We start from the raw sequence: 21,814 nt of genomic DNA, 5'->3' as shown, positions 1-21,814 counted from the left end.
ATTTTTAAGCTCACAGATTTCATCTTTTTATAAATTAATTAGTGTTCTAATTTTATTTACACAGTCACTCACTAGATTTATACGAGGTCTAAATAAAATAATTAGAAATATTAGACTTTAGTCGAAGTCAAAATCTTGATGGTACTTTCGGCCATACTGCTCAAGCTGGCGATCATGAGTATTAACTTGTAATTCGATATTACCCTCACCTTTATTAATTGCTTGATTACCATCTACATGGGCTTCATTTTTCAAATCAGCCAGTTTCTCTTCAATATATTCTGTCGGTTCATTTAAAACATTCATGGAGGTTAATTCCTTTATCAGGTTTACTTTCGCTGATGGAAGAATATGAACGGACACTAGACCGTTTGAATATTCTTTCTCATCGTACAAAGGCTGAATGGCATCATTGCCACCTTCCTTAAATGGGTGAATGGAATACCACTTATCCTTTCTTTGCTCTTGCTGATCACAATCAGCCACATTGAATATCTGAGTCTTATTGAAGTCACATGGTGAGTTAAAAACACTAACCTTATGATAATCAATGGCTTTAATAATATTGATACAGTCTTTACTTTGGCTATGACATACAGACCACAGCGCATTAATCAGGTTATCTGTCCACTCAAGTAAACGGGTTGGAAACCCCTGTTTCTTGGCTAAACACATCAATAACCAATCGTTTATCTGGTGTGCATTCAACGAATGCCCGCCATAAACTCTCACGGTCGAAAGAAACTCTTGTTCGACACGGCGAATATTCTTTCGATTTGAGCGACCTAAGCTTGGCATCAAGTTATTATTTTCATAATCACACACGTTATAAATCAAACCACGATGCCCATTACACTCTTTAATGAGTGAGTCGATTATTTTATACAGCTCGTCGAGTGAGCTTATATAATGTTTATTTTTCACAACATACATACTACGATTCACTTAATTTAAATTCGGTAAGATCAAAATATCAACAACCCTATCAATCGATGATAAAAATCAACCAATAATAACGATTGACCAATAGTCAACTAGTGTCGTTATTTTATTTTTTCTAAAATGATAATAAGTATATATCTTCATAAACAAGTATCAGTATTAGAACCATTCACTAAGTAGCTATGAGTTAATGGTCGATTAATAATAACGAGTAACAAAGTTTATATAGCAATAACCACTTATTTCCCTAATGAACATTTAATTAGTGTTCTAATGTTTAACTGGAAATTATTGAACTAAGCGTTTACGTTCTTCACCTAAGTCCTTTGCCAATACCCGTTGGTATTGCCCGACCACATTCTCGATAGCACTTTCTCTAACACTCTCGAGATATCTACGGCCGGACAAACTTCCTATGACTTATACGTAATCTTTGTATTTATCTAGGAAACGAACCGGTGTTGATAGTGCATCTCGGCGGAACGGGTCACCCAATTCCTGAGTACACATGATTTCAATGATGGTTGTTTTGCCTTCGTTCATCTGCATGTCGATGGCTTTTTGCAGGGTTGGACCTACATCTTCTAGCTTATCAACCGTGATACCTTCAGCGCCCATAGCTCGTGCGATTTCTGCAAAGCTTTGGTTTTCAAGTTCACCGGCAACAAAGCGTCGGTTGTAGAAGTCGACTTGGTTCTTCTTCTCCGCACCCCATTGACGGTTGTGGAATACCACGGCTGTCACTGGAATGTTATGGCGAACACATGTCATGGTTTCCATCAAGCTCATGCCCCACGCACCGTCGCCTGCATATGAAATAGCGGGGCGATGAGGTGCCGCTGCTTTCGCACCAATGATGGTCGGGAATGCGTAACCACAGTTACCGAAACTCATTGCAGCAAAGAAGCTACGTGGTTTCTCAAAGCGTAAGTAGCTGTTTGCCACTGAGTTGATGTTACCGATATCGGTTGAGACCATTACGTCTTCTGGCATCGCTTTTTCTAGCTCACGCAATACTTGGCGTGGGTGTAAGTATTCGCCACCAGAGAACGGAGTCTCGTGTGAGTTTTCCTCAATCATATCCAAGCTGAAAGAGTCACGTTCGTGTGTCCACTCATCAAGCTCTTTTTCCCAAAGTGCTTTTTCTGTAGCGACGGTATCTTGGCGAGCGCCTTTGTTGTCATCACACAACAGTGCACGACCTTCCAACCTTTCAGATAGAGCAACCGCTGCTGCTTTTGCATCACCACAGATACCAACCGAAATCTTCTTAACCAGACCAAGCATCTTGTTGTCTGCATCAATCTGAATGATTTTCGCGTTCTTCGGCCAGTAGTCCATGCCATGTTGAGGCAAGGTACCAAATGGACCAAGACGTGTACCCAAAGCGATAACCACATCCGCTTGAGCCATCAATTTCATTGCTGCTTTCGAACCTTGGTAGCCTAAAGGACCACACCATAATGGGTGACTAGCAGGGAAAGAGTCATTGTGTAGGTAGCTGTTCACTACAGGCGCACCTAGTCTTTCTGCCAACGCTGCACACTCTTGAACTGCATCGGCCATGACCACGCCGCCACCAGAAATGATGACTGGGAATTTAGCTTCAGCAATCAGGTCTGCCGCTTCATTCAGAGACTTCTCACCACCTGGACCACGGTCTAAACGCGCTGGTTTAGGGATCTCGGTTTGAGTTTCACCGTAGAAATAGTCACGTGGAATATTCAGTTGAGTTGGACCCATTTCACTCATCGCACGGTCGAAGCATCGGCCTGTGTATTCCGCCATACGGTCTGGGTGCGTTACGTGTCCTTGATACTTAGTAAACTCTTGGAACATTGGAAGCTGGTTACATTCTTGGAAACCACCTAAGCCCATTGTTTTAGTGCCTGTCTCTGGCGTCACAATTACGACCGGGCTATGTGCCCAGAACGCAGCTGCAATTGCTGTTACACAGTTACTGATACCTGGGCCATTTTGCCCGATAACCACGCCATGGCGACCAGATACACGAGAGTAACCATCTGCCATGTGGGCAGCGCCTTGCTCGTGTACTACTGGGACCAATCGAATGCCAGCAGGAGCAAAGATATCCATTGCGTCCATAAATGCCGACCCCATGATGCCGAACATATCGGTAACATCATTAGCAACCATAGTTTCAACGAACGCTTCTGATGGTGTCATTGTTACTGTGCCGGAAACAACCGTACGTTTTTCTTGCTCACTCATTCTTCCATTCTCCTGAGTTAACCAAAATTTCATTTTTCGGAATGAATTGTCTCTTTTTCGAATTCATTTTCACCTTAGTAGTAGAATTTTTGCACGTCAACTTTTTATATTAAATTGGAACAATTCATTCTAATTAATAAAACTGGATCACATTATTGATAGTTTTTCGTACAAAAAGTGCCGTTAACTTAGAGTGAGCTGTTAATAATCGATGACATATCGCCCATCGAGGCAGTCATGGAAGCTATTGAGAGGGAAGAAAAATGAATGATGCGGAATTGATACCAACGCAACCAGTAAGTGTGAGAGAGTGTTTTGGCATCGACAGTAACCTAACCGTATTGGGGTTTGAACATGCTGGCGAGTATGTACCCAAGGTCGATCCTAACTACTGTTTTGATCCGGAAGTAACACTAGCGATATTGGCGGGTTTCACCTCTAATCGCCGCACGTTGATACAAGGTACACACGGAACAGGCAAGTCTTCCCACATTGAACAAATTGCTGCGAGATTGAACTGGCCGTGTTTGAGGATCAACCTAGACGGACACTTAAGCCGATTGGATTTCATAGGAAAGGACAGCATCGTCATTAAAGATGGAATGCAGGTGACAGAGTTTAAAGAAGGCATTCTTCCGCAAAGTATCCAGCAACCCATCGCTCTGGTATTAGACGAATACGATGCAGGACGACCTGATGTAATGTTTGTGATTCAACAACTCTTAGAGCAAGACGGCAAATACACCTCTTTGGAGCAAAACCGAGTGATCACGCCTCACCCTTCTTTTCGCCTATTTGCAACCTGTAACACACTGGGGTTGGGTAATTTCTCGGGGTTGTATTCCGGTACTCAGGTTCTTAACCATAGCCAGCTTGACCGATGGAACATCATCGCCACGCTTAACTATTTAGATCCGCAACATGAAACTAAGATCGTGTTATCCAAGCGCCCAGAGCTGAACAATGAAAGTGGTCAGCAGTTGGTTGAGAAAATGATCGCAACCGCTGGTTTAACGCGAAATGGTTTTAGAGCGGGCGATCTGTCAACGGTAATGTCTCCGAGAACCGTGATTACATGGGCTGAAAACATTCGAATATTCGATAACGTAGCGACTGCATTTAGGCTTTCATTCCTCAACCGTTGTGAAGATGAAGAGAAAGAGCTGGTGAGCGAATATTATTTCCGCTGCTTTGGTGAGGCGCTAGAAATGCCTACTCAGAGTTATGCGCAGTCGGAGCCGTAAACCATGGCCAATGTTTCTTCTCAGCAGAAAAAGATCCTCGACCTTGGTGTGTCTGTCGCTAGAGCGATCAGTGGTGAGCTGGACCTGAATTATCGGGGAGAGCGTCTCTATAACGGCAATAGCCCCTGCTATTATCAGTCTGCACATACTAACGATCTCACCTTTGTTTCTCGCCATGAGTTGAAAAACAGCAAGCTTTCGATGCAAGGCAAGATCGATTCATCGGCACTACGACTATTGCTTTCAGACACTGACCTCCATTATTCATTGCGACCGAAAAACGAAGTCGAACGTCTGCTTTACGACTTCTGCGAACAGGTACGGATTGAATCTCAAGTCCCGCCTTATCTAAAAGGCGTGACCACTAGCATCCAATTCAACTTTGCGTATTGGAGCGATCAATATCATCAAAATGGCTTTACTGAATCCCGCGTTGGTATTTTGTTATTCACATTAATGCAAGTCATCCACACTCGATTAACAGGTGTCCCAGTCTCAGAGCCCATCGCTGAAACCATTGAATCAACTCGGGCAGGCATAGTGCCTATTTTCGGCAACTGTCTAAAGCGCTTGAAGGAACATAGATGCGACCAACAACAGTTTGCTAATTGCGCCAGCGAACTGGCCTCTTTAGCACAAGAGCTCATCAACCAAGAACAAGAGAGTAATAATTCGCCGACACCAACGGTTGAAGAAGACATCAAGATCCTTGCACAGCTTGCCTTGATTGTTGATGGTGACATTCAAGATCAAGACGTCGATACCGACATCACAGGCAGTAGCAAGGTATTCGAGTTGTCGGGCGCCAATTATCAGGTCTTTAATTCAGAATTTGATCAAGTGATAGCGGCAGACAAACTCGTCAGGCGCGATCTATTACTCGAACTGAGACAAAAGCTCACCGATGACATCATGGCGAGACAAGTAAACACTCGCCGCTTGGCCGCTATACTCACCAGCTTTGTTGCCACGCCACAAAGGAACCGACGTCAGGATCATTTAGAAGAAGGCATTGTTAACGCCACCACCATCACCAAGCTCGTCACATCGCCATTGGATAGCACTGTCTTTTATCAACCTGACATCGGTACATCTCATCAATGTGCCACCACATTTTTGATGGACTGCTCTGGCTCAATGCAAAAGCACAGTCACAAGCTAAGCCTACTGATTGATACAATTCTCAAATCCGTTGGACTGGCCAACATCCCTTTCGAGATTATTGGCTTTACGACCAATAACTGGAACGGTGGCAAGGTCTATCGGCAGTGGCTTAAACAAGGCCAACCAAAGCACCCGGGCCGCTTAAACGAAGTTCGGCACATCGTGTTTAAGGATTTTGATACCCATTGGAGACGTTCTCGACTTGGCATTGCGAGTCTTCGTAAAGCCGACATCTTTAAAGAAGGGATTGATGGCGAAGCGGTTCAGTTCGCGAGTCATCGATTGCAGCAGCACACCGCCCAGCGAAAGGTTTTGATTGTGTTCTCAGACGGCTGCCCGATGGATACCGCTACCAGTACCGCCAACGATCAGTTCTATTTAGATAACCATCTCAAACAGGTGATTGAACGTGAGTCGACCAAAAACGGTATTGAGATTCATGGTGTGGGAATGGGAGTGGATTTGAGCCCGTACTATCGCAGCAACATCACGTTAGATGTACAAGAGAGCTGCTTGTTTGGGCTATCTAGGAGCATATTTGAGATGCTAAAGCGTGTTTAAACAGGGAAGCTTAGGCTAGCGAATCACTAGCCTCCTTTGTCGAGAATGGTTTTACGAGGAGCCAAACAACGACCATGCAGAGACAGCCATCAAATATCCGCCTATCAGCATTAACACCGTAAACACCAGCTTTCTGAGTTGATCATTAGACAACGGCGGTGGGAAACGCCGAGCAAACATTGTGACAAGCGCCACCAGAGGAACAGCAATAGCGGATAACCACAATATGCTCTGTTCCATGTCGCCCGCCGCATAGACATTGACCGTACGGGACATCGACGTACAAGCGAAAACCATCAGCAGTGTGCTTCGCACCAGATCGAGCGAAAAAGGTTGCCGATAGAGATGATAAACAATCGGTGGACCTGCCATCCCAAATAATCCCCCCGCTAACCCAGAGCTAAATCCTGAGACAAGGAAAGATACGGTTGTCGAACGGACCGTTCTAGTTTTAGGTTTAAACATAAAGCTCAAACCAGCGAACAACACCATGGCACCCAATAGCCCTCGTAGGATTTGGGTTGCCGACTCGCTCAACGCGTCCAGCAAGTACACGCCCATCGATACGCCGGGAATAATACCGATGACTAACACCACCAGAATCTTGAGTTCCCCAAGCAGTGGCTTACCCATCAACGCCACCAAGCAATTGAACAAGGTCACAATACTGACCACAGCGGCTATAACGGGTAGGGATACCAAATTAAGGCTGACCGTTAAACCAATCACGATGATACCGAGGCCAAATCCGGTGACAGTTTGAAAATAGGTACCCACCGCAATAGTGGTAAGAATGGCGAGTAAAACAGGTAACTCCATTAGCTATCCTAATTAGGTTATTTGGGGGTAAATATGAGTGCAAGATTCCGCATTAGTTTAAGCAACGAGTGTTAATACCGGAATTCAAACTCCGACTCTTCTCTTTCTTCAACCTCAGCTTCAGTATCAGCCTTAGAGTCAGACACTTTCCCTTGCTGCGCTTGTACCGCGGTCACCGCGATCACATTAAAGATGTCTTGTGCGCAACACCCTCTTGATAAGTCATTCGCAGGTTGATTCAACCCTTGTAACAGTGGACCAATCGCAACTGCCCCGCCTAACCTTTCCGCAAGCTTATAACCAATATTACCTGCTTCTAAATTGGGAAATATCAACACGTTCGATTGACCTTTCACCTCTGAATCTGGCAGCTTTTTCGCGGCAATCTCAGTCACAATCGCGGCATCGAGTTGAACATCCTGATCGACGGCGATTCCGGGACAACGTTGTTTTACGAGTTGAGCCGCATTACGAACCTTATCGACCGATTCGTGCTTGGCACTGCCGTTGGTCGAAAAAGACAGCATTGCGACTTTAGGTTCTTCCATCAGTAGCGTTTGAGCACTGATTGATGCGGCTACGGCAATCGATGCTAGCTCGGTTTCATTGGGGTTAATCACCAAACCACAGTCACTGAAAATCATGCCGCCTTTAAGATTATGGAAAGGCTCACACAACATCATCAGAAAGAAACTGGATACCAATTCACTGTCTGGCGCGGGGCCGATAATCTGAAGCGCAGCTCGCACCACATCAGACGTGGTATAAACCGCACCATTAACTGTACCATCCACCAGCCCCTCTCTGACCATCAGATTGGCAAAAACAAGTGGATCTTGAACCAGCTCTAGAGCGTCATCATAAGTCATGCCTTTGGCTTTTCTTAATGTATACAGCCGCTCAGCGAGCACCTCTTTGAGTGACGACGCCTGAGGAGAAACAATATGAATGCCAGCCAGGTTAATGTGATGCAGTTCTGCAGCAGCGATGATCGCCGATTCATCGCCCACGAGTGTGATGTGAGCGAGCCGTTTGTCGATTGCCATTCTTGCAGCAGCTAGCACTCGCGGGTCCTCCGCTTCACTCAAAACAACACGCTTACGATCTAAATGAGCTTTATCAATAATCCGTTCAATCGCCTTCATCTTTAAATTCCATTTATTGAGATTAATTGTTCCATAATTTATATTTATATTATTGGAATAACAAAAAAGGTCAAATTTTATTCAGATAATTGAAGAATAATGATTTGGTATGTACACTCTTAGGCATAGACATATCGCAAGGATGAATCACTGTATGCAAACAGAAACACCGCAAGTTCAAGGGGATACACCGACCCTCCGACTTTTTGCACTATTAGAGGTGATAGCGCAAAAAGACGAGTTTATTTCTCTGCAAGGTTTAGTCGAAGAGACCGGATTGCCAAAACCCACGCTGCACCGAATGCTTCAACAGTTAGAAGCGGCGGGCATCATTCAAAGAGATGGCGACGAAAAGCACTACAGCTCAGGTATTCGACTCAGAAAACTTGCCGAAAACCTACTTTTGAATAGCACCATGCACAGCGCGCGACGCACTATCCTTGAGAACCTGAGAGCAGAAGTCGGTGAGAGTTGTAACCTGACCGCTCTTTCAAGTGGCGAAATCATCTATCTCGATCGTGCCGAAACTGAAGCCCCCCTTCGCTTTCACCTGCACCCCGGCTCTCGCGTTCCCGTGCACTGCTCGGCTACCGGCAAACTGTTTTTAGCACACATGTCTAAGTCGCAGCGCAGACGATTAATTGAAAACGTGCCGCTGACTCAATACACCGTGAACACGATTACCGACTATTCGACTCTAGAGAAAGACATCGAAGAAGCGAAAATCCAAGGTTTTGCTATTGATGATGAAGAGTTTTTGCCAGGCTTAGTCTGTATCGCTGTGCTGATACCCTCACCAACAGGTCAATCAAACCTAGGCCTAGCGATACAAGCACCTGTGATTCGAGTGAAACCGGACGAAGCAATAAAATTCTTGCCCGCACTTCAAAAAGCAGCAAAAGCGCTGGCGAAGATAGAAGCAGACAACTGGGCGCAAGAATAACCTTGGCAGGCTAAAGCGAATCATCAGCACTGCATAGACATCAACTCAATAACAGCACCAACACGTGTTAAGTAATCATCAAGAAGGAATCACATGCTAGAAATTAATAACCAGCGCTTACTCTCTTTTATGGTGACAGAAGCGAATAACGCGGTTGCCGTGACCAATCCAGCAACGGGTGAACTCATCGGGCACGCACCGGTATCATCAAAAACAGAGTTAGCGAGCGCGATTGAACGAGCTCATTTAGCACAGAAAGAGTGGGCAAAAATTCCTGCTAAATCTCGTGCTGCACTGCTTCATCGCTGGCACCAGCTGATCTTTGAAAACAAAGATGACCTTGCTCGAATCATGACAATGGAACAGGGTAAGCCGTTAGCCGAAGCGACAGGCGAAGTGGTGTATGGCGCGAGCTTCATTGAGTGGTTTGCAGAAGAAGCAAAGCGCACTTATGGTGATTCCATTCCTAGCACAGTCGCTGGCAAACGCTTGGTGACCATCAAGCAGCCTATTGGTGTCGCATGTGCGATTACGCCATGGAACTTCCCGATTGCAATGATCACTCGTAAAGCGGCTCCTGCCTTAGCTGCGGGTTGTAGCTTTGTCGTGAAACCTTCGGATGAGACACCGCTTTCTGCGTTTGCTGTGGTTGAACTGGCTTATCAAGCGGGTATCCCTAAAGATCTACTTCAAGTGGTGCTTGGTGAAAGCCCTGAACAAGTGGGCAACCTATTCACTTCGCATCCGCTTATCAAAAAAATCTCTTTCACTGGGTCGACCCGTGTGGGCAGTATTTTGATGGCTCAAGCAGCAAAAGGCATCAAACGCACCTCAATGGAACTTGGCGGTAACGCACCATTTATTGTGTTTGACGATGCCGACATCGATGCAGCCGTTCAAGGGGCAATGGCGTCGAAGTTCCGTAATGCAGGTCAAACATGTGTCTGTGCAAACCGATTCTACGTTCACAGTAAAGTGTACGATGAGTTTGTGGCTAAATTTGATCAAGCCGTTCAGCAGCTTAAGATTGGTAACGGCTTAGATGAAGGTGTCACGATTGGCCCTGTTGTCAGCCTGAACGCAAAGAACAACATCCAAGCTTTGGTAAACCGAGCGATTGAACAAGGTGCCACGCCTGTCACGCCAACTCAGGAACTTAATGGGCTTTTCATTCAACCTGTTGTTCTTAAAGATGTAAAACACAGCATGGACATCGTTCAACAAGAGATCTTTGGCCCAGTCGCGCCCGTGATGAAATTCGACACGGACGAAGAGCTTATCGAGATGGCCAACGATACGATTTATGGTTTGGCGTCTTACTTCTACAGTCAGAACATCCACCGAGTGTGGAACATTGCAGAAGCGCTTGAGTACGGTATGGTCGGCATTAATGATGGTCTAATCTCAACCGAAGTCGCGCCTTTCGGTGGTGTGAAACAATCAGGTATTGGCCGTGAAGGTGCGAAAGAAGGCATCGATGAGTACATGGACATTAAGTATCTTTGCTTTGGCGGAAAATAAGGTTGGTAGTAACTAAGTTCTGGCAGTGATTAGGGCTCGGAAATAATTAAGTCTTAGTGAGCACTAACCTGCCCCATTCTCCCCCCTTCCCACCACAAAAATGAATCAAAAAAAAGCCGCGCTATAAAAGCGCGGCACCTTGGGCTCGGTTAAAGGGGGTTTCTTTTTTTAGTATTTTACATTCTCTGTTTTTGTTATTCGGTTGCTTCACTATCCCTGCGCTTTCAGTTTTAGACGCATCGCGTGCAGCACTGGCTCGGTGTAACCGCTCGGCTGAGCACAGCCTTCGAATACCAACTGACACGCCGCTGAAAATGCAATGCTGTTTTCAAAATCAGGCGCCATGTTACGGTAACTCGGGTCGCCAGCGTTTTGCTCATCCACCACTGCGGCCATACGCTTCATGGTTTTCATTACCTGAGCTTCCTCGCAAATGCCGTGACGTAACCAGTTCGCAATATGCTGGCTTGAAATACGCAGCGTCGCTCGGTCTTCCATTAACCCTACATCGTTAATATCAGGTACCTTCGAACAACCAACGCCTTGGTCAATCCAACGAACCACATAACCCAAAATACCTTGGGTGTTGTTATCCAGTTCACTTTGAATATCTTGCGCGGTAAGCTTTTGATCGCCCAGTAACGGGATAGTAAGAATATCATCGACATTTGCTCTCACTCGCTCACGAAGCTCTTTCTGACGACTTGGTACACTCACCTTATGATAGTGCAGAGCATGCAAAGTCGCGGCAGTTGGAGAAGGAACCCAAGCAGTATTTGCGCCCGCTTGAGGATGTCCGATTTTCGCGTCCATCATCTTCGCCATATTGTCTGGCTCTGGCCACATACCTTTACCAATCTGGGCTTTACCTTGCAGGCCACAAGCTAAGCCAAGATCAACGTTCTGATCTTCGTATGCGCCAATCCAAGTCATGGTTTTCAGCTGTGTTTTAGGAGCGAATGGTCCTGCTTCCATACTGGTGTGAATCTCATCACCCGTTCGGTCTAAGAACCCTGTGTTGATGAACACAACACGATCTTTAGCCGCACGAATACATTCTTTAAGGTTAACCGAAGTACGACGCTCTTCGTCCATGATGCCGACTTTGATCGTGAATCGATCTAGCCCTAATGCATCTTCAATACGGCCAAACAGTTCATTGGTGAAGGCGACTTCTTCAGGACCATGCATCTTAGGTTTAACTATATTGATGCTGTTCGCGGTCGAGTTTTGGTACGCGCTGTTGCCTTTTAAATCATGCATCGCGATTAGCGAAGTGATCATGCCATCCATGATACCTTCAGGCACTTCATTACCTTGAGCATCAATAATGGCAGGGTTGGTCATCAGATGGCCCACGTTGCGGATGAACAACATGCTGCGACCTTTCAGCGAGATCTCGCCTCCCGTCACACTGGTGTATTGACGATCGGGATTTAGGTTACGAACGATGGTTTTGCCGTTTTTCTCTAGCGACTCTTGTAAGTCACCTTTCATCAAGCCTAACCAGTTACGGTAAGCCAATGCTTTGTCTTCACCATCAACCGCTGCTACCGAATCTTCACAATCCATAATGGTGGTGAGAGCCGATTCTACCAACACATCTTTAATGCCAGCTACATCGACGCTACCAATCGGTGCGCTTGGGTCAATTTGAATTTCGATATGTAAATTATTGTGTTTCAGCAGAATACTTGAAGGGGCACTCGCATCACCTTGATAACCAATGAACTGGTTGCGATCAATCAGAGTGACTTCTTCGCCGTTATCTAAGGTCGCTGTCAGTGTATTGCCAATGCTGACGTTGCTGATGCTGTATTTGGCGACGTCTTTATGAGAGACACCGTTGAGAGGTGCAGCATCATCAAGGAAACCTCGAGCGTAGCTCACCACTTTAGCACCGCGTACCGGGTTAAAGCTTCCTCCCTTTTCCGCGCCGTCACTTTCACTGATGACATCGGTTCCGTAGAGCGCATCGTATAAACTGCCCCAACGCGCATTAGCCGCGTTAAGTGCAAAACGTGCATTCATAATAGGTACAACAAGCTGCGGACCCGCTTGTGTTGCAATTTCAGGCTCAACGCTGGCAGTAGTTACTTGAAAGTCATCACCCTCAGGAACGAGGTAGCCAATTTGCTGTAAGAACTGTTTGTACTCGGCCGCATCTAGCGTTTGTCCCGCACGCTCTTGGTGCCAAACGTCAATTTGATGTTGAAGATCTTCACGCTTGATAAGCAGTGCGCGGTTCTTGGGAGCCAAGTCTTCAAGGATAGTTGAAAATGATTGCCAAAAGTCTTCAGCGACAATGCCTGTTCCAGGAATGACCTGCTCATTAATTAATTGGTAGAGGGTGCTATCAATGTTCAAGCTTCCCTGTTGAATACGACTGCTCATAAAATCTCTCTCAAACTAACTGATGACTACTCATTAAATCTACGTAACTGGTTTAAATTTACGTTACTAGCTCAAATTTACGTTACTAGATTAAACTTACGCAACGGACATAAATTTAGCTAATTTATGCCAGTTATACTGGATATTCACAAAAAAAATACCCTACAAACTGTGTTATTCCGTCACTCCACTCTCGATTTCATTGGCGACACTTTTAATCAAGCGACGCATCCACTGGTGATCGGGATTGGTTTGCAACAATGGACTCCATGCCATCTTCACCTCAAAGGGTTCAATCGCAAATGGCGCAGGCTTGATCAACAATCTAGGGTTATTGCGCTGCAGTTGAGCTGCTTTGGTAGGAATAGTCAGGATAAGGTTCTTCTGCTGAGCGAAGAGAATCGCCGACAAATAGTGTCGAGTAAACACCGTGATGTTACGGGTTTTACCGATGCGCATTAATGCCTCATCTATCCAACCAAGCTTTTGTGCTTCACTTGGGTTTATTCCCACTCCCGTTCCCATACCTGTCTTACTTACCCAAATATGTTGTGCCTTTAAATAAGACAAAATATCGAAGTTGTCGGCGATCGGGTTGTCACAACTAAATAGGCAAGAAAACCCGTCGTGCCAGAGGCTCATCTGGTGAAACGACTGAGGAATATCGTCAAATCGGTTGATAATTATATCAACGGTACCTTGCTCTACATCCTGATAACTCACGTCACTTGGCGTCATGATATCCAGTCGTATTTTCGGTGCTATCTCACTTAACCTTTTCAGAAGAGGTTGAATAATGGTCGACTCTGCATAGTCACTCGCCATGATACGAAACACGCGTTCACTGTCTTCTGCATTAAACTCTGTGGTCGGTTGCAGTGTCTTCTCTACATTCGCCAAGATGTTTCGAATCAGTGGCTGCAACTTATGCGCGCGTTCGGTCGGTATCATCCCTTCACTTGTTCTTACTAATAGCGGGTCTTCAAACAGATCACGCAATCGGCGAAGGCCATTACTCATGGCAGGCTGAGTAATACCCAATTGATTTGCTGCTCGTGTAACGTTTCTCTCACGTAGCAACATGTCTAAATACACAAGTAAATTAAGGTCTATACGAGCAATATTCATAAGAAAAATACCGAATATAATAACTATAAATTAACAAAATTATCACATACATGATTATTATTTGTCCATGGTTAGATTTAATCCAAATCAAATGACCTCGCCAAATTGGCCAACATGTCCACGTGAAACTAAGGAATAGTTATGTCGCAAATTACACAAGATATCGAAATGATTGAAGTTGCAAAAAGCGCTGCTGGTGCTCCATGGGATGCAATTAACCCTGAATCTGCTGCTCGTATGCGAGCTCAAAACAAATTCAAAACAGGTCTGGATATCGCGCAATACACAGCAGATATCATGCGTGCGGATATGGAGGCTTACGACAAAGACAGCTCTCAATACACTCAATCTTTAGGTTGCTGGCATGGTTTTATCGGTCAACAAAAGCTGATTTCTATTAAGAAGCACTTTGATGGCAAGACAGACCGACGCTACCTATACCTTTCAGGTTGGATGGTTGCAGCACTTCGCTCGGACTTTGGTCCACTTCCAGACCAATCTATGCATGAGAAAACATCCGTTGCTGGCCTAGTAGAAGAGCTATACACATTCCTACGCCAAGCCGATGCTCGTGAACTGGGTGGTTTATTCCGTGAGCTAGACGCTGCGCGTGAAGCAGGCGATGTGAACCTACAAGACCGTATTCAAGACAAAATCGACAACCACGTGACACACGTAGTGCCAATCATTGCCGATATCGATGCTGGTTTCGGTAACGCAGAAGCGACTTACCTAATGGCTAAGCAGATGATTGAAGCGGGAGCTTGTTGTCTACAAATCGAAAACCAAGTAGCCGATGAGAAACAATGTGGTCACCAAGACGGCAAAGTAACGGTTCCACACGCTGACTTCCACGCAAAACTTCGTGCGCTTCGTTACGCTTTCCTTGAGCTAGGCATCGACAACGGCATCATCGTTGCTCGTACCGATTCACAAGGTGCTGGCCTAACAAAAGAAATCGCCGTAGTGAAAGAGCCGGGCGACCAAGGTGACATCTACAACTCATACCTAGATGTTGAAGAGATTGATGTTGCTGATATGGCTGAAGGCGATGTTTGTTTCAACCGTGACGGCAAGCTAGTTCGACCTAAGCGTCTACCTTCAGGTTTATACCAATTCCGCCAAGGTACTGGTGAAGATCGTTGTGTATTTGACTGTATCGAAGCAATCAATGCAGGTGCTGACCTACTTTGGATTGAGACTGAGAAACCACACATCGGTCAAATCAAAGAGATGATGGACGGCGTACGTGAAGTACACCCTAATGCGAAACTGGTTTACAACAACTCTCCATCATTCAACTGGACGCTAAACTTCCGTCAGCAAGCTTACGATGCGATGGTAGCAGAAGGTAAAGATGTTTCAGCTTACGACCGTGCAAGCCTAATGAGCGCGGAATACGATGAAACTGAACTGTCTGCAAGCGCTGACGAGAAGATCCGTACATTCCAAGCAGACGCATCACGTGAAGCGGGTATTTTCCACCACTTGATTACGCTACCGACTTACCACACTGCTGCGCTGTCTACTGACAACCTAGCGAAAGAGTACTTCGGCGACCAAGGCATGTTAGGTTACGTTGCGAATGTTCAGCGTAAAGAAATCCGCCAAGGCATCGCATGTGTTAAACACCAAAACATGTCTGGTTCTGACATGGGTGATGACCACAAAGAGTACTTTGCTGGTGAGAACGCACTAAAAGCTGCAGGTGAAGCGAATACATCGAACCAATTTGATTAATCGCTAACGCTAAAGCCTCCCCCGTCCTTCTCTCTTACTTAGGTAAGATCCGGGGGAAGGCTTTGAGATAAAGCTTGTACTGCCAGCTTTATCTCAAAGCCTCAGATTTGTGTTCCACACCACGGTTAACCGAACAACTTCTGTTTAAGCTAACTGTATACATATTTGTTCAGATTCCTATTTGTTGAGAGTGCCTATGACTTCAATACCTACACACCTACAAGATGCAAAAACACTGTTATCAGAGAATGGTTTCGCGACGGGTGATACTTGGTATCACGGCACATCTTCAGCTTTATTGGCTTCGATTCAAGGCCAAGGTTTAAAACGTTCTGGAGACAAAGCGCTCAACGAAGCAGCTTCAAAAACTATGGCAACCATCGGCAACAACTATACCGAATCGGTTGAGCCAGTGTTTCTCACTCAGAGTAAAGAACTGGCGTACTACTGGGCTCAACAAACCGTTCGTGAGCGAGGCGTTCGATTCGAAGGTGAAGAACAACCTATCGTACTAGCGGTAAACCTATCTGAAAAGCAACGCACCAAAGTAAGACCGGACGTAGGCGCAATGAGTCTATTGATGATGAGTGTGGGCGAGCAATTCATGTCTCACCTCACTGAAATTTATCAAGCCAATAACATTGCAGGCCCAGACATCGAGCTTCGCACTGCCGATCGCATGGACTACCTCAATAAACTTGGTATGGCCTACATTGATGAAGACATCAGCCGCGCTTGTGTTCAGGAGTTAGCTGAGCCCGAGCTGGCCGATTAAAAATCGTTCAGTGGATCAGTCTTCTTAAAAACAAAAATGGCTCCCAACACGGAGCCATTTTTATTTGTTATCAGCCTATCTCACAAGACACTGGCGCATCTAGGCTATGAGCACAGAAGACCTTTCTGTGCAGGTTGCGTCATTTCGATGTCACCTTGTAGAGAACGGTAAACGATGGTGTTCCACACTTCACCATTATCCATTTCAAACTCAATAGCGTAATTCAAACCCGCGACAACCTGAGTTCGAACACTAAGGATCTGTTTGAGCTCAGCTGAAGTGTTCATTTGGCCAAGAACTGCATTTAAAGCTTGCTTAGCTTCCGGTGTGATCTCACTTTGCGACCAACCACCCGTCAGGTTTTTAGTGCTGCAGATAGGGTTCGCATTCTCTTGTGGTTGAGTTGGTACCTCTGATTTCTGACTACACCCAGCTAACGCCACAACACTAAACAAGGTTGCTATTCCAAGTAATGATGTTAATCGTACTTTCTTCATAAATTCTCTCTACCTCAATCATTTACGAGGGATTACTCGCAATAATGTTTCATATGCAGGCAAGCTTAAACCTCGAATGTCATCACTTCATCAGAGATTATGGTGTAACTGGTCTATAAACACAGGAGATTGTCAGGAAAACAAACCGAGCACTGGAGCCCTGCGTTTATCCACCTGATATTTAAATCATTAAAATGGGTAGCGAAGGAATAAGCGAATATAAGAAAGATACAATCAATCAGTTAATTACATATTTAACACCAAAAACATTCCTGCCACGATTGATAAGATGAGCTCATCTTGATGTGGATTATGATATTGGTTCAAAAAATAGATATTTGAAATTATTTTATAAATCCAAAAGTTTATGCTCGGCTTAATCATGTCTGATTTTAAAACTGTGATCCAACCCTACAAGTTGTTGATAATAATGTATTTTATTCACCTGTGAATTTATTCAAATATGGCAAATCTTTATTGTTAAGGGTGAGTGCAAGTAGTAAAATCTCGCCCGATTATGCAACTTACTTCTCACACCATAGACACAAGTAAAGTTACGATTGGCTCTCTCAAAGTAACGTAACTTCAAACACATACCTAAAATCAGTGTCCTATAGATAGTGCAGATCAAATAAAAATAATTATATAAACCTAGGCTAGGTTAAACATGAAATTAACGTCGTCTTTAGGCTCACTGTTGGCTAGCAGTCTGTCTATCGAAATAAAACAGCGAGCGCTGATAGAGCTCGTCATCAGCACTTATCAGCCACAACAGCGCACTGAGCTTTTTCAAAACGTGACTGAATATCGTAGAAGCCAGTTAGAATTGCTTTTCCCAGAGCATCAAAACAAAAGCTACTCTGTATTGTTTGAGGTGATGGACTACCGCGATCTGATTCTGCGCTATCCAAATACACTATCTGCAGAGATTTCTCTTCTAGAGCAGGCCGTAGGGCAGTGCTATATGCATTGGCTAGATTTCTGGTGTGAGTGTGAAATTGCTGCGATCAAAGCAAAATCTCCATTAAATCCAAGCTCCATTTCTCATGTCGACCTCCCTATCAACGACAGTGCTTATTACGGTGCGATCATCGAACAGATAGAACATGAGCCACTTTTGGTACAAACACCGAGTCACCCACAAGGAATGCCAATCAGCGATGCCATTGCTTTAAGCAATCTTGAGGTGTTCATCAAGGGTGAGAAATGGTTTGAGATGCTGCCTTTATTACACCTTTCTCAGGCAGGTAAGCATTTTATTCTGCTCAAACATCCAGTCGATGAAGGCTTTCCGACACTGGTTTCCTCTACGCTGATTCAAGACTGGTCTAAGAATGACACTTGGCTAAGTTACGCACCGCCATTCAGCAATGAGCAATGGCAATACTGTTTACCCAATTACGGCTACGATGAACTCGCAAGGTTACAACTTTTCACACCGCCTACACTGTCAAAATGTTACTCTCTCCCAGAATTTGACCAACAATTCCAGTTACAATTGTCCGATCAAAATGCCCTATGTGAAGTGTTGCGTCTGACAGTCAGTGGCAATACCCAACAAAAGCTCTATTTCCTCTACCTTGCTCAAAAAGAGCTGATGAGTGTGTTACACCAAATAGGCTATAAGATTGGCTTCACTATTATCGAGCAACCTTTCATGCTTCAGTTTTATCAAACCATTGATTCCAATGCGTACTTCCATGCTGGGTATTGCGAATTAAATGATGATGGCACAACAATTTATCGTGGGTTCTGGAATTTCGAGATGATGGTAAAAGCGTTCAATAATGTCGATTTTCGGAGCTACAAACGCGCAGTGCGAGAGAGTAGAAAGTCATTAGAAAATCCATGCTCGGCAGGAAAAACTAGCTCGGTAAAAAAGGATGAACATGTTTGATTTCGGCCTTGAGGCGATCATCTATGCAAAAGCAATCACCCTGCTTGCAACCGTAGCAGTGGTTGTCATGTGGTTGTTCTATTACTGCTATCGCCTGAAACAGAAGAACGAAGTGATCGCGGGGACACACCATGCCCCTTACATCGCGTACTCGATCTGCATTGTTGCGTGGATCAGTAGTAACGCTTATTTCCATACCGACTTATTACCCGAACTTGGGGCCTCGGCCGCTGTGTTCGCCGCAAAGTTTGCCAACCTCGCCTCTTTCTTTGCGTTTGCCTTTGCCTATTACTTCTCGTGTAAGCTCGCCGCCGAACAACGTAATGGTAAGGTTCATGTGTGGCAACAAGCCATTTTCGTTACCTTAACCGTCTACTCCTTCTTTATCAATTTAAGTCCGGGGTTAACCGTTGAACACGTCACCATTGCTGGCCCAAGCCAGTTCGTGATTGAGTTTGGCCCGCATACGCCGTACTTCTTCATTGGAATGATAAGCTTTGTAGTGCTGACACTACTCAACCTTGTGGCCATGCGCGCCAACAGCAGCAAGCTGACCTTAGCCAAAACCAACTACATGATCGCCGGCATTTTAGTCTTCATGCTGTCGACTGCGACAATCCACCTAGGCATGACCTACTTCTTACGTGATTTCTCGCTCACTTGGCTGCCACCAGCTTTGTCGATAAGTGAAATGTTGTTCGTTGGCTATGCCCTGCTGACCTCGCGCTTCTACAGCGTGAAATACCTGGCGTACATGAGCCTAAATGCGATGTTGGTTTGTGCTATTTTGGTGATCCCTTTTGGCGCGATATTTATCCCGCTGACAGACGACAGTCAATGGCTTGTTGCTATCCCAATCTGTGCGATTATCGGCATCACTTGGCATGTTCTCTACAAACGCGTAAGCCACTACGCCTCCTTCTTTGTCTACGGAAACAAGAAAACGCCAGTACAGCAGATCCTCTCACTAGAAGACGATTTTAAGCTGTCGATTGATGATGCCATGCGTCGACTAGGTAGCCTACTGCAGATCCCAGAAGACAAACTGCGTCTGGTGAACAGCAACTACAACGAAACCTTCTACGAAGATTACCTGTCTACCAACAAGTCCGTTTTAGTGTTTGATGAGCTGTCTCAGGAGCTTGATTACACCGCGCCAGCCAAGCGATCGATTAAAGCCCTGTATGACAAGATGAGTTCAAACGACACCGCTTTGGTGATGCCTTTATTTGGTCAGGGGAAATCGGTCACACACTTATTGGTCTCGTCACACAAGAGCAACGATAAGATGTTCTCTAACGAAGAGATCTCTGCCCTGCAAACCTTGTTAACTCGTGTACAAAGCACCATTGAAGCCGATAGACGCATTCGCCAAAGTCGCGCTCTAGCTAATTCTATCGCACACGAAATGCGTAACCCGCTGGCTCAAGTGCAGCTGCATTTTGAGGTGTTAAAACAGCACATTGATAACCAAGCCCCAGCGAAACAAATCCTAAAGGATATTGAGAATGGCCAAGCGGCGATTCAACGCGGGCGACAACTGATTGATATCATCCTGCGCGAAGTCAGTGACAGTACGCCTGAACACGGACCTGTGACCATGACCTCTATCCACAAAGCCGTGGATCAAGCCGTAAGCCACTATGGTTTTGAGAATGAAAAGATCATTGAACGCATTCGTTTACCACAACACGCTGATTTTGTAGCAAAACTCAATGAAACCTTATTCAACTTCGTCATTTTCAACCTGATACGCAATGCAATCTATTACTTTGATTCTTATCCAGAAAGCCAAATTGAGATCAGCACCAACACAGGACCTTACGAGAACGTTCTGATATTCCGAGATACCGGCCCAGGCATTGACGAAGCCATTACGCATAAGATCTTTGATGACTTCTTCTCTTACCAAAAAAGCGGTGGTAGCGGCCTAGGGCTTGGCTATTGCCAACGTGTAATGCGTTCATTTGGCGGCCGAGTTGAGTGCCACTCTAAACTTGGGGAGTTTACTGAGTTCCACCTGTACTTCCCGGTGGTACCCAATGCCCCCAAAGCAGACGCACTTCGTACGCCTTACTTCAATGATTGGAAGCACAATCAAACTTCAACTGAAAACAAAACCAACGCTGAAGCTAAGCCAGATAACCAAGCAGAAACGCAAAGTTCAGAACCAACAAGTGCGCTAACCCCAAAGAACCATTTGGCTCCAACCGTGCTTATCGTCGATGATAAAGAAGTACAACGCACGCTTGTTCAGATGTACCTGAGTCGACTCGGTGTCAATAGCTTGCAAGCCAAAAACGGTGAGAATGCCGTCGAGCAGTTCAAAACACACAAGGTCGATTTGATCTTAATGGACGTACAAATGCCGATAATGAATGGTTTTGACGCAAGCCAAATCATCAAGGCACGCTCACCTCAAACGCCAATCATTGCTTTGTCTGGCGAATCAGGACAGCACGAGTTAGATATGATCAGCAAGTTGATGGATGGTCGCCTAGAGAAACCAACCTCTTTGAATGCACTGCAACACGTGCTCGATAGCTGGCTTGAAAAAAGCTGGGCGTCGAATGCTTCCAAAGAAACCGAAGATGAAGAGTAGACGCAGGAAAACACGAATCGCAATTTAGCCAGTTGATTACTGTTTGTCTCATCACTTTGTTTTAATTATTTATCAAAAAGCCAGCCGAACATGAACTGACCCCCAATAGTTGGACACCAATTATTGGGGGTCTTTTTATGTCCAAATATAGCCGTGAGCTAAAATGTATCATTGCTAAGCAATACTTAGATGGCACGTCATCTCTCTATT

Annotated in this window: 15 protein-coding genes and 1 pseudogene; 9 read left to right on the top strand and 7 right to left on the bottom strand. The window is 45.2% G+C overall.

The genetic code is table 11. The features are described from left to right. Window positions 1-117: 117 nt before the first annotated feature. Window positions 118-933 carry an FRG domain-containing protein gene (locus tag AB6F11_RS11115; protein WP_104216198.1) on the bottom strand — a complete coding sequence of 272 codons (816 nt, stop codon included), beginning with the start codon at window positions 931-933 and terminating at the stop codon, window positions 118-120. A 429-nt stretch (window positions 934-1,362) separates the two neighbouring features. Then, on the bottom strand, window positions 1,363-3,174 hold the full coding sequence (gene xsc, locus AB6F11_RS11110; protein ID WP_004731917.1) for a sulfoacetaldehyde acetyltransferase: 1,812 nt from the start codon (window positions 3,172-3,174) through the stop codon (window positions 1,363-1,365). A gap of 263 nt (window positions 3,175-3,437) precedes the next feature. Here xsc and AB6F11_RS11105 point away from each other — a divergent pair, with 263 nt between their 5' ends. Both AB6F11_RS11105 and AB6F11_RS11100 read left to right on the top strand, forming a co-directional pair. Next, window positions 3,438-4,418: an AAA family ATPase gene (locus AB6F11_RS11105; RefSeq protein ID WP_102393923.1), complete on the top strand. Its 981-nt coding sequence runs from the start codon at window positions 3,438-3,440 to the stop codon at window positions 4,416-4,418. Window positions 4,419-4,421: 3 nt separating this feature from the next. After that, complete coding sequence (locus AB6F11_RS11100) at window positions 4,422-6,143, top strand: cobaltochelatase CobT-related protein (protein ID WP_104216199.1); 1,722 nt, start codon at window positions 4,422-4,424, stop codon at window positions 6,141-6,143. 51 nt (window positions 6,144-6,194) lie between these two features. On the opposite strand, the gene AB6F11_RS11095 is transcribed toward AB6F11_RS11100, so the two are convergent. After that, window positions 6,195-6,962: a sulfite exporter TauE/SafE family protein gene (locus AB6F11_RS11095; protein WP_104216200.1), complete on the bottom strand. Its 768-nt coding sequence runs from the start codon at window positions 6,960-6,962 to the stop codon at window positions 6,195-6,197. 71 nt (window positions 6,963-7,033) lie between these two features. Next, the gene (gene pta, locus AB6F11_RS11090) at window positions 7,034-8,107 is read right to left on the bottom strand and encodes a phosphate acetyltransferase (RefSeq protein WP_104216201.1); all 1,074 of its coding nucleotides are present in this window, start codon (window positions 8,105-8,107) and stop codon (window positions 7,034-7,036) included. A gap of 154 nt (window positions 8,108-8,261) precedes the next feature. Between pta and AB6F11_RS11085 the strand changes: the two genes are divergently transcribed. Both AB6F11_RS11085 and AB6F11_RS11080 read left to right on the top strand, forming a co-directional pair. Beyond that, entirely contained in the window at window positions 8,262-9,050 is a 789-nt protein-coding gene (locus tag AB6F11_RS11085; protein ID WP_017064281.1) for an IclR family transcriptional regulator, read from the top strand. Window positions 9,051-9,143: 93 nt separating this feature from the next. Continuing rightward, window positions 9,144-10,571 (top strand): NAD-dependent succinate-semialdehyde dehydrogenase, encoded by a 1,428-nt coding sequence (locus AB6F11_RS11080; protein WP_104216202.1) that lies wholly within the window; start codon window positions 9,144-9,146, stop codon window positions 10,569-10,571. Window positions 10,572-10,781: 210 nt separating this feature from the next. On the opposite strand, the gene AB6F11_RS11075 is transcribed toward AB6F11_RS11080, so the two are convergent. Beyond that, the gene (locus AB6F11_RS11075; RefSeq protein ID WP_104216203.1) at window positions 10,782-12,965 is read right to left on the bottom strand and encodes a malate synthase G; all 2,184 of its coding nucleotides are present in this window, start codon (window positions 12,963-12,965) and stop codon (window positions 10,782-10,784) included. Window positions 12,966-13,139: 174 nt separating this feature from the next. Then, entirely contained in the window at window positions 13,140-14,093 is a 954-nt protein-coding gene (locus tag AB6F11_RS11070) for a LysR family transcriptional regulator (protein WP_012600244.1), read from the bottom strand. Window positions 14,094-14,234: 141 nt separating this feature from the next. Here AB6F11_RS11070 and AB6F11_RS11065 point away from each other — a divergent pair, with 141 nt between their 5' ends. Together AB6F11_RS11065 and AB6F11_RS11060 are read left to right on the top strand one after the other, a co-directional pair. Continuing rightward, window positions 14,235-15,833 carry an isocitrate lyase gene (locus tag AB6F11_RS11065; protein ID WP_104216204.1) on the top strand — a complete coding sequence of 533 codons (1,599 nt, stop codon included), beginning with the start codon at window positions 14,235-14,237 and terminating at the stop codon, window positions 15,831-15,833. Window positions 15,834-16,029: 196 nt separating this feature from the next. Then, entirely contained in the window at window positions 16,030-16,608 is a 579-nt protein-coding gene (locus AB6F11_RS11060; protein ID WP_017059982.1) for a hypothetical protein, read from the top strand. A 104-nt stretch (window positions 16,609-16,712) separates the two neighbouring features. Here AB6F11_RS11060 and AB6F11_RS11055 read toward each other — a convergent pair whose 3' ends face one another. After that, the gene (locus tag AB6F11_RS11055; RefSeq protein ID WP_048614685.1) at window positions 16,713-17,105 is read right to left on the bottom strand and encodes a cystatin domain-containing protein; all 393 of its coding nucleotides are present in this window, start codon (window positions 17,103-17,105) and stop codon (window positions 16,713-16,715) included. Between the two features lie 667 nt (window positions 17,106-17,772). Between AB6F11_RS11055 and AB6F11_RS11050 the strand changes: the two genes are divergently transcribed. The 3 genes and pseudogenes from AB6F11_RS11050 to AB6F11_RS11040 all read left to right on the top strand — a co-directional run. Then, window positions 17,773-19,002: an acyl-homoserine-lactone synthase gene (locus tag AB6F11_RS11050; RefSeq protein ID WP_102393928.1), complete on the top strand. Its 1,230-nt coding sequence runs from the start codon at window positions 17,773-17,775 to the stop codon at window positions 19,000-19,002. After that, window positions 18,995-21,604 (top strand): hybrid sensor histidine kinase/response regulator, encoded by a 2,610-nt coding sequence (locus AB6F11_RS11045; RefSeq protein WP_102393929.1) that lies wholly within the window; start codon window positions 18,995-18,997, stop codon window positions 21,602-21,604. The genes AB6F11_RS11050 and AB6F11_RS11045 overlap by 8 nt, the downstream gene beginning before the upstream one ends. A gap of 137 nt (window positions 21,605-21,741) precedes the next feature. Continuing rightward, window positions 21,742-21,814, top strand: a pseudogene (locus tag AB6F11_RS11040) (helix-turn-helix domain-containing protein); the annotation flags it as partial.

Origin of the sequence: Vibrio sp. 10N.247.311.14, assembly GCF_041467715.1 — a bacterium.
GTDB classification, from domain to species: domain Bacteria; phylum Pseudomonadota; class Gammaproteobacteria; order Enterobacterales; family Vibrionaceae; genus Vibrio; species Vibrio crassostreae_C.
This window is presented reverse-complemented; position numbering and strand designations above follow the sequence as displayed.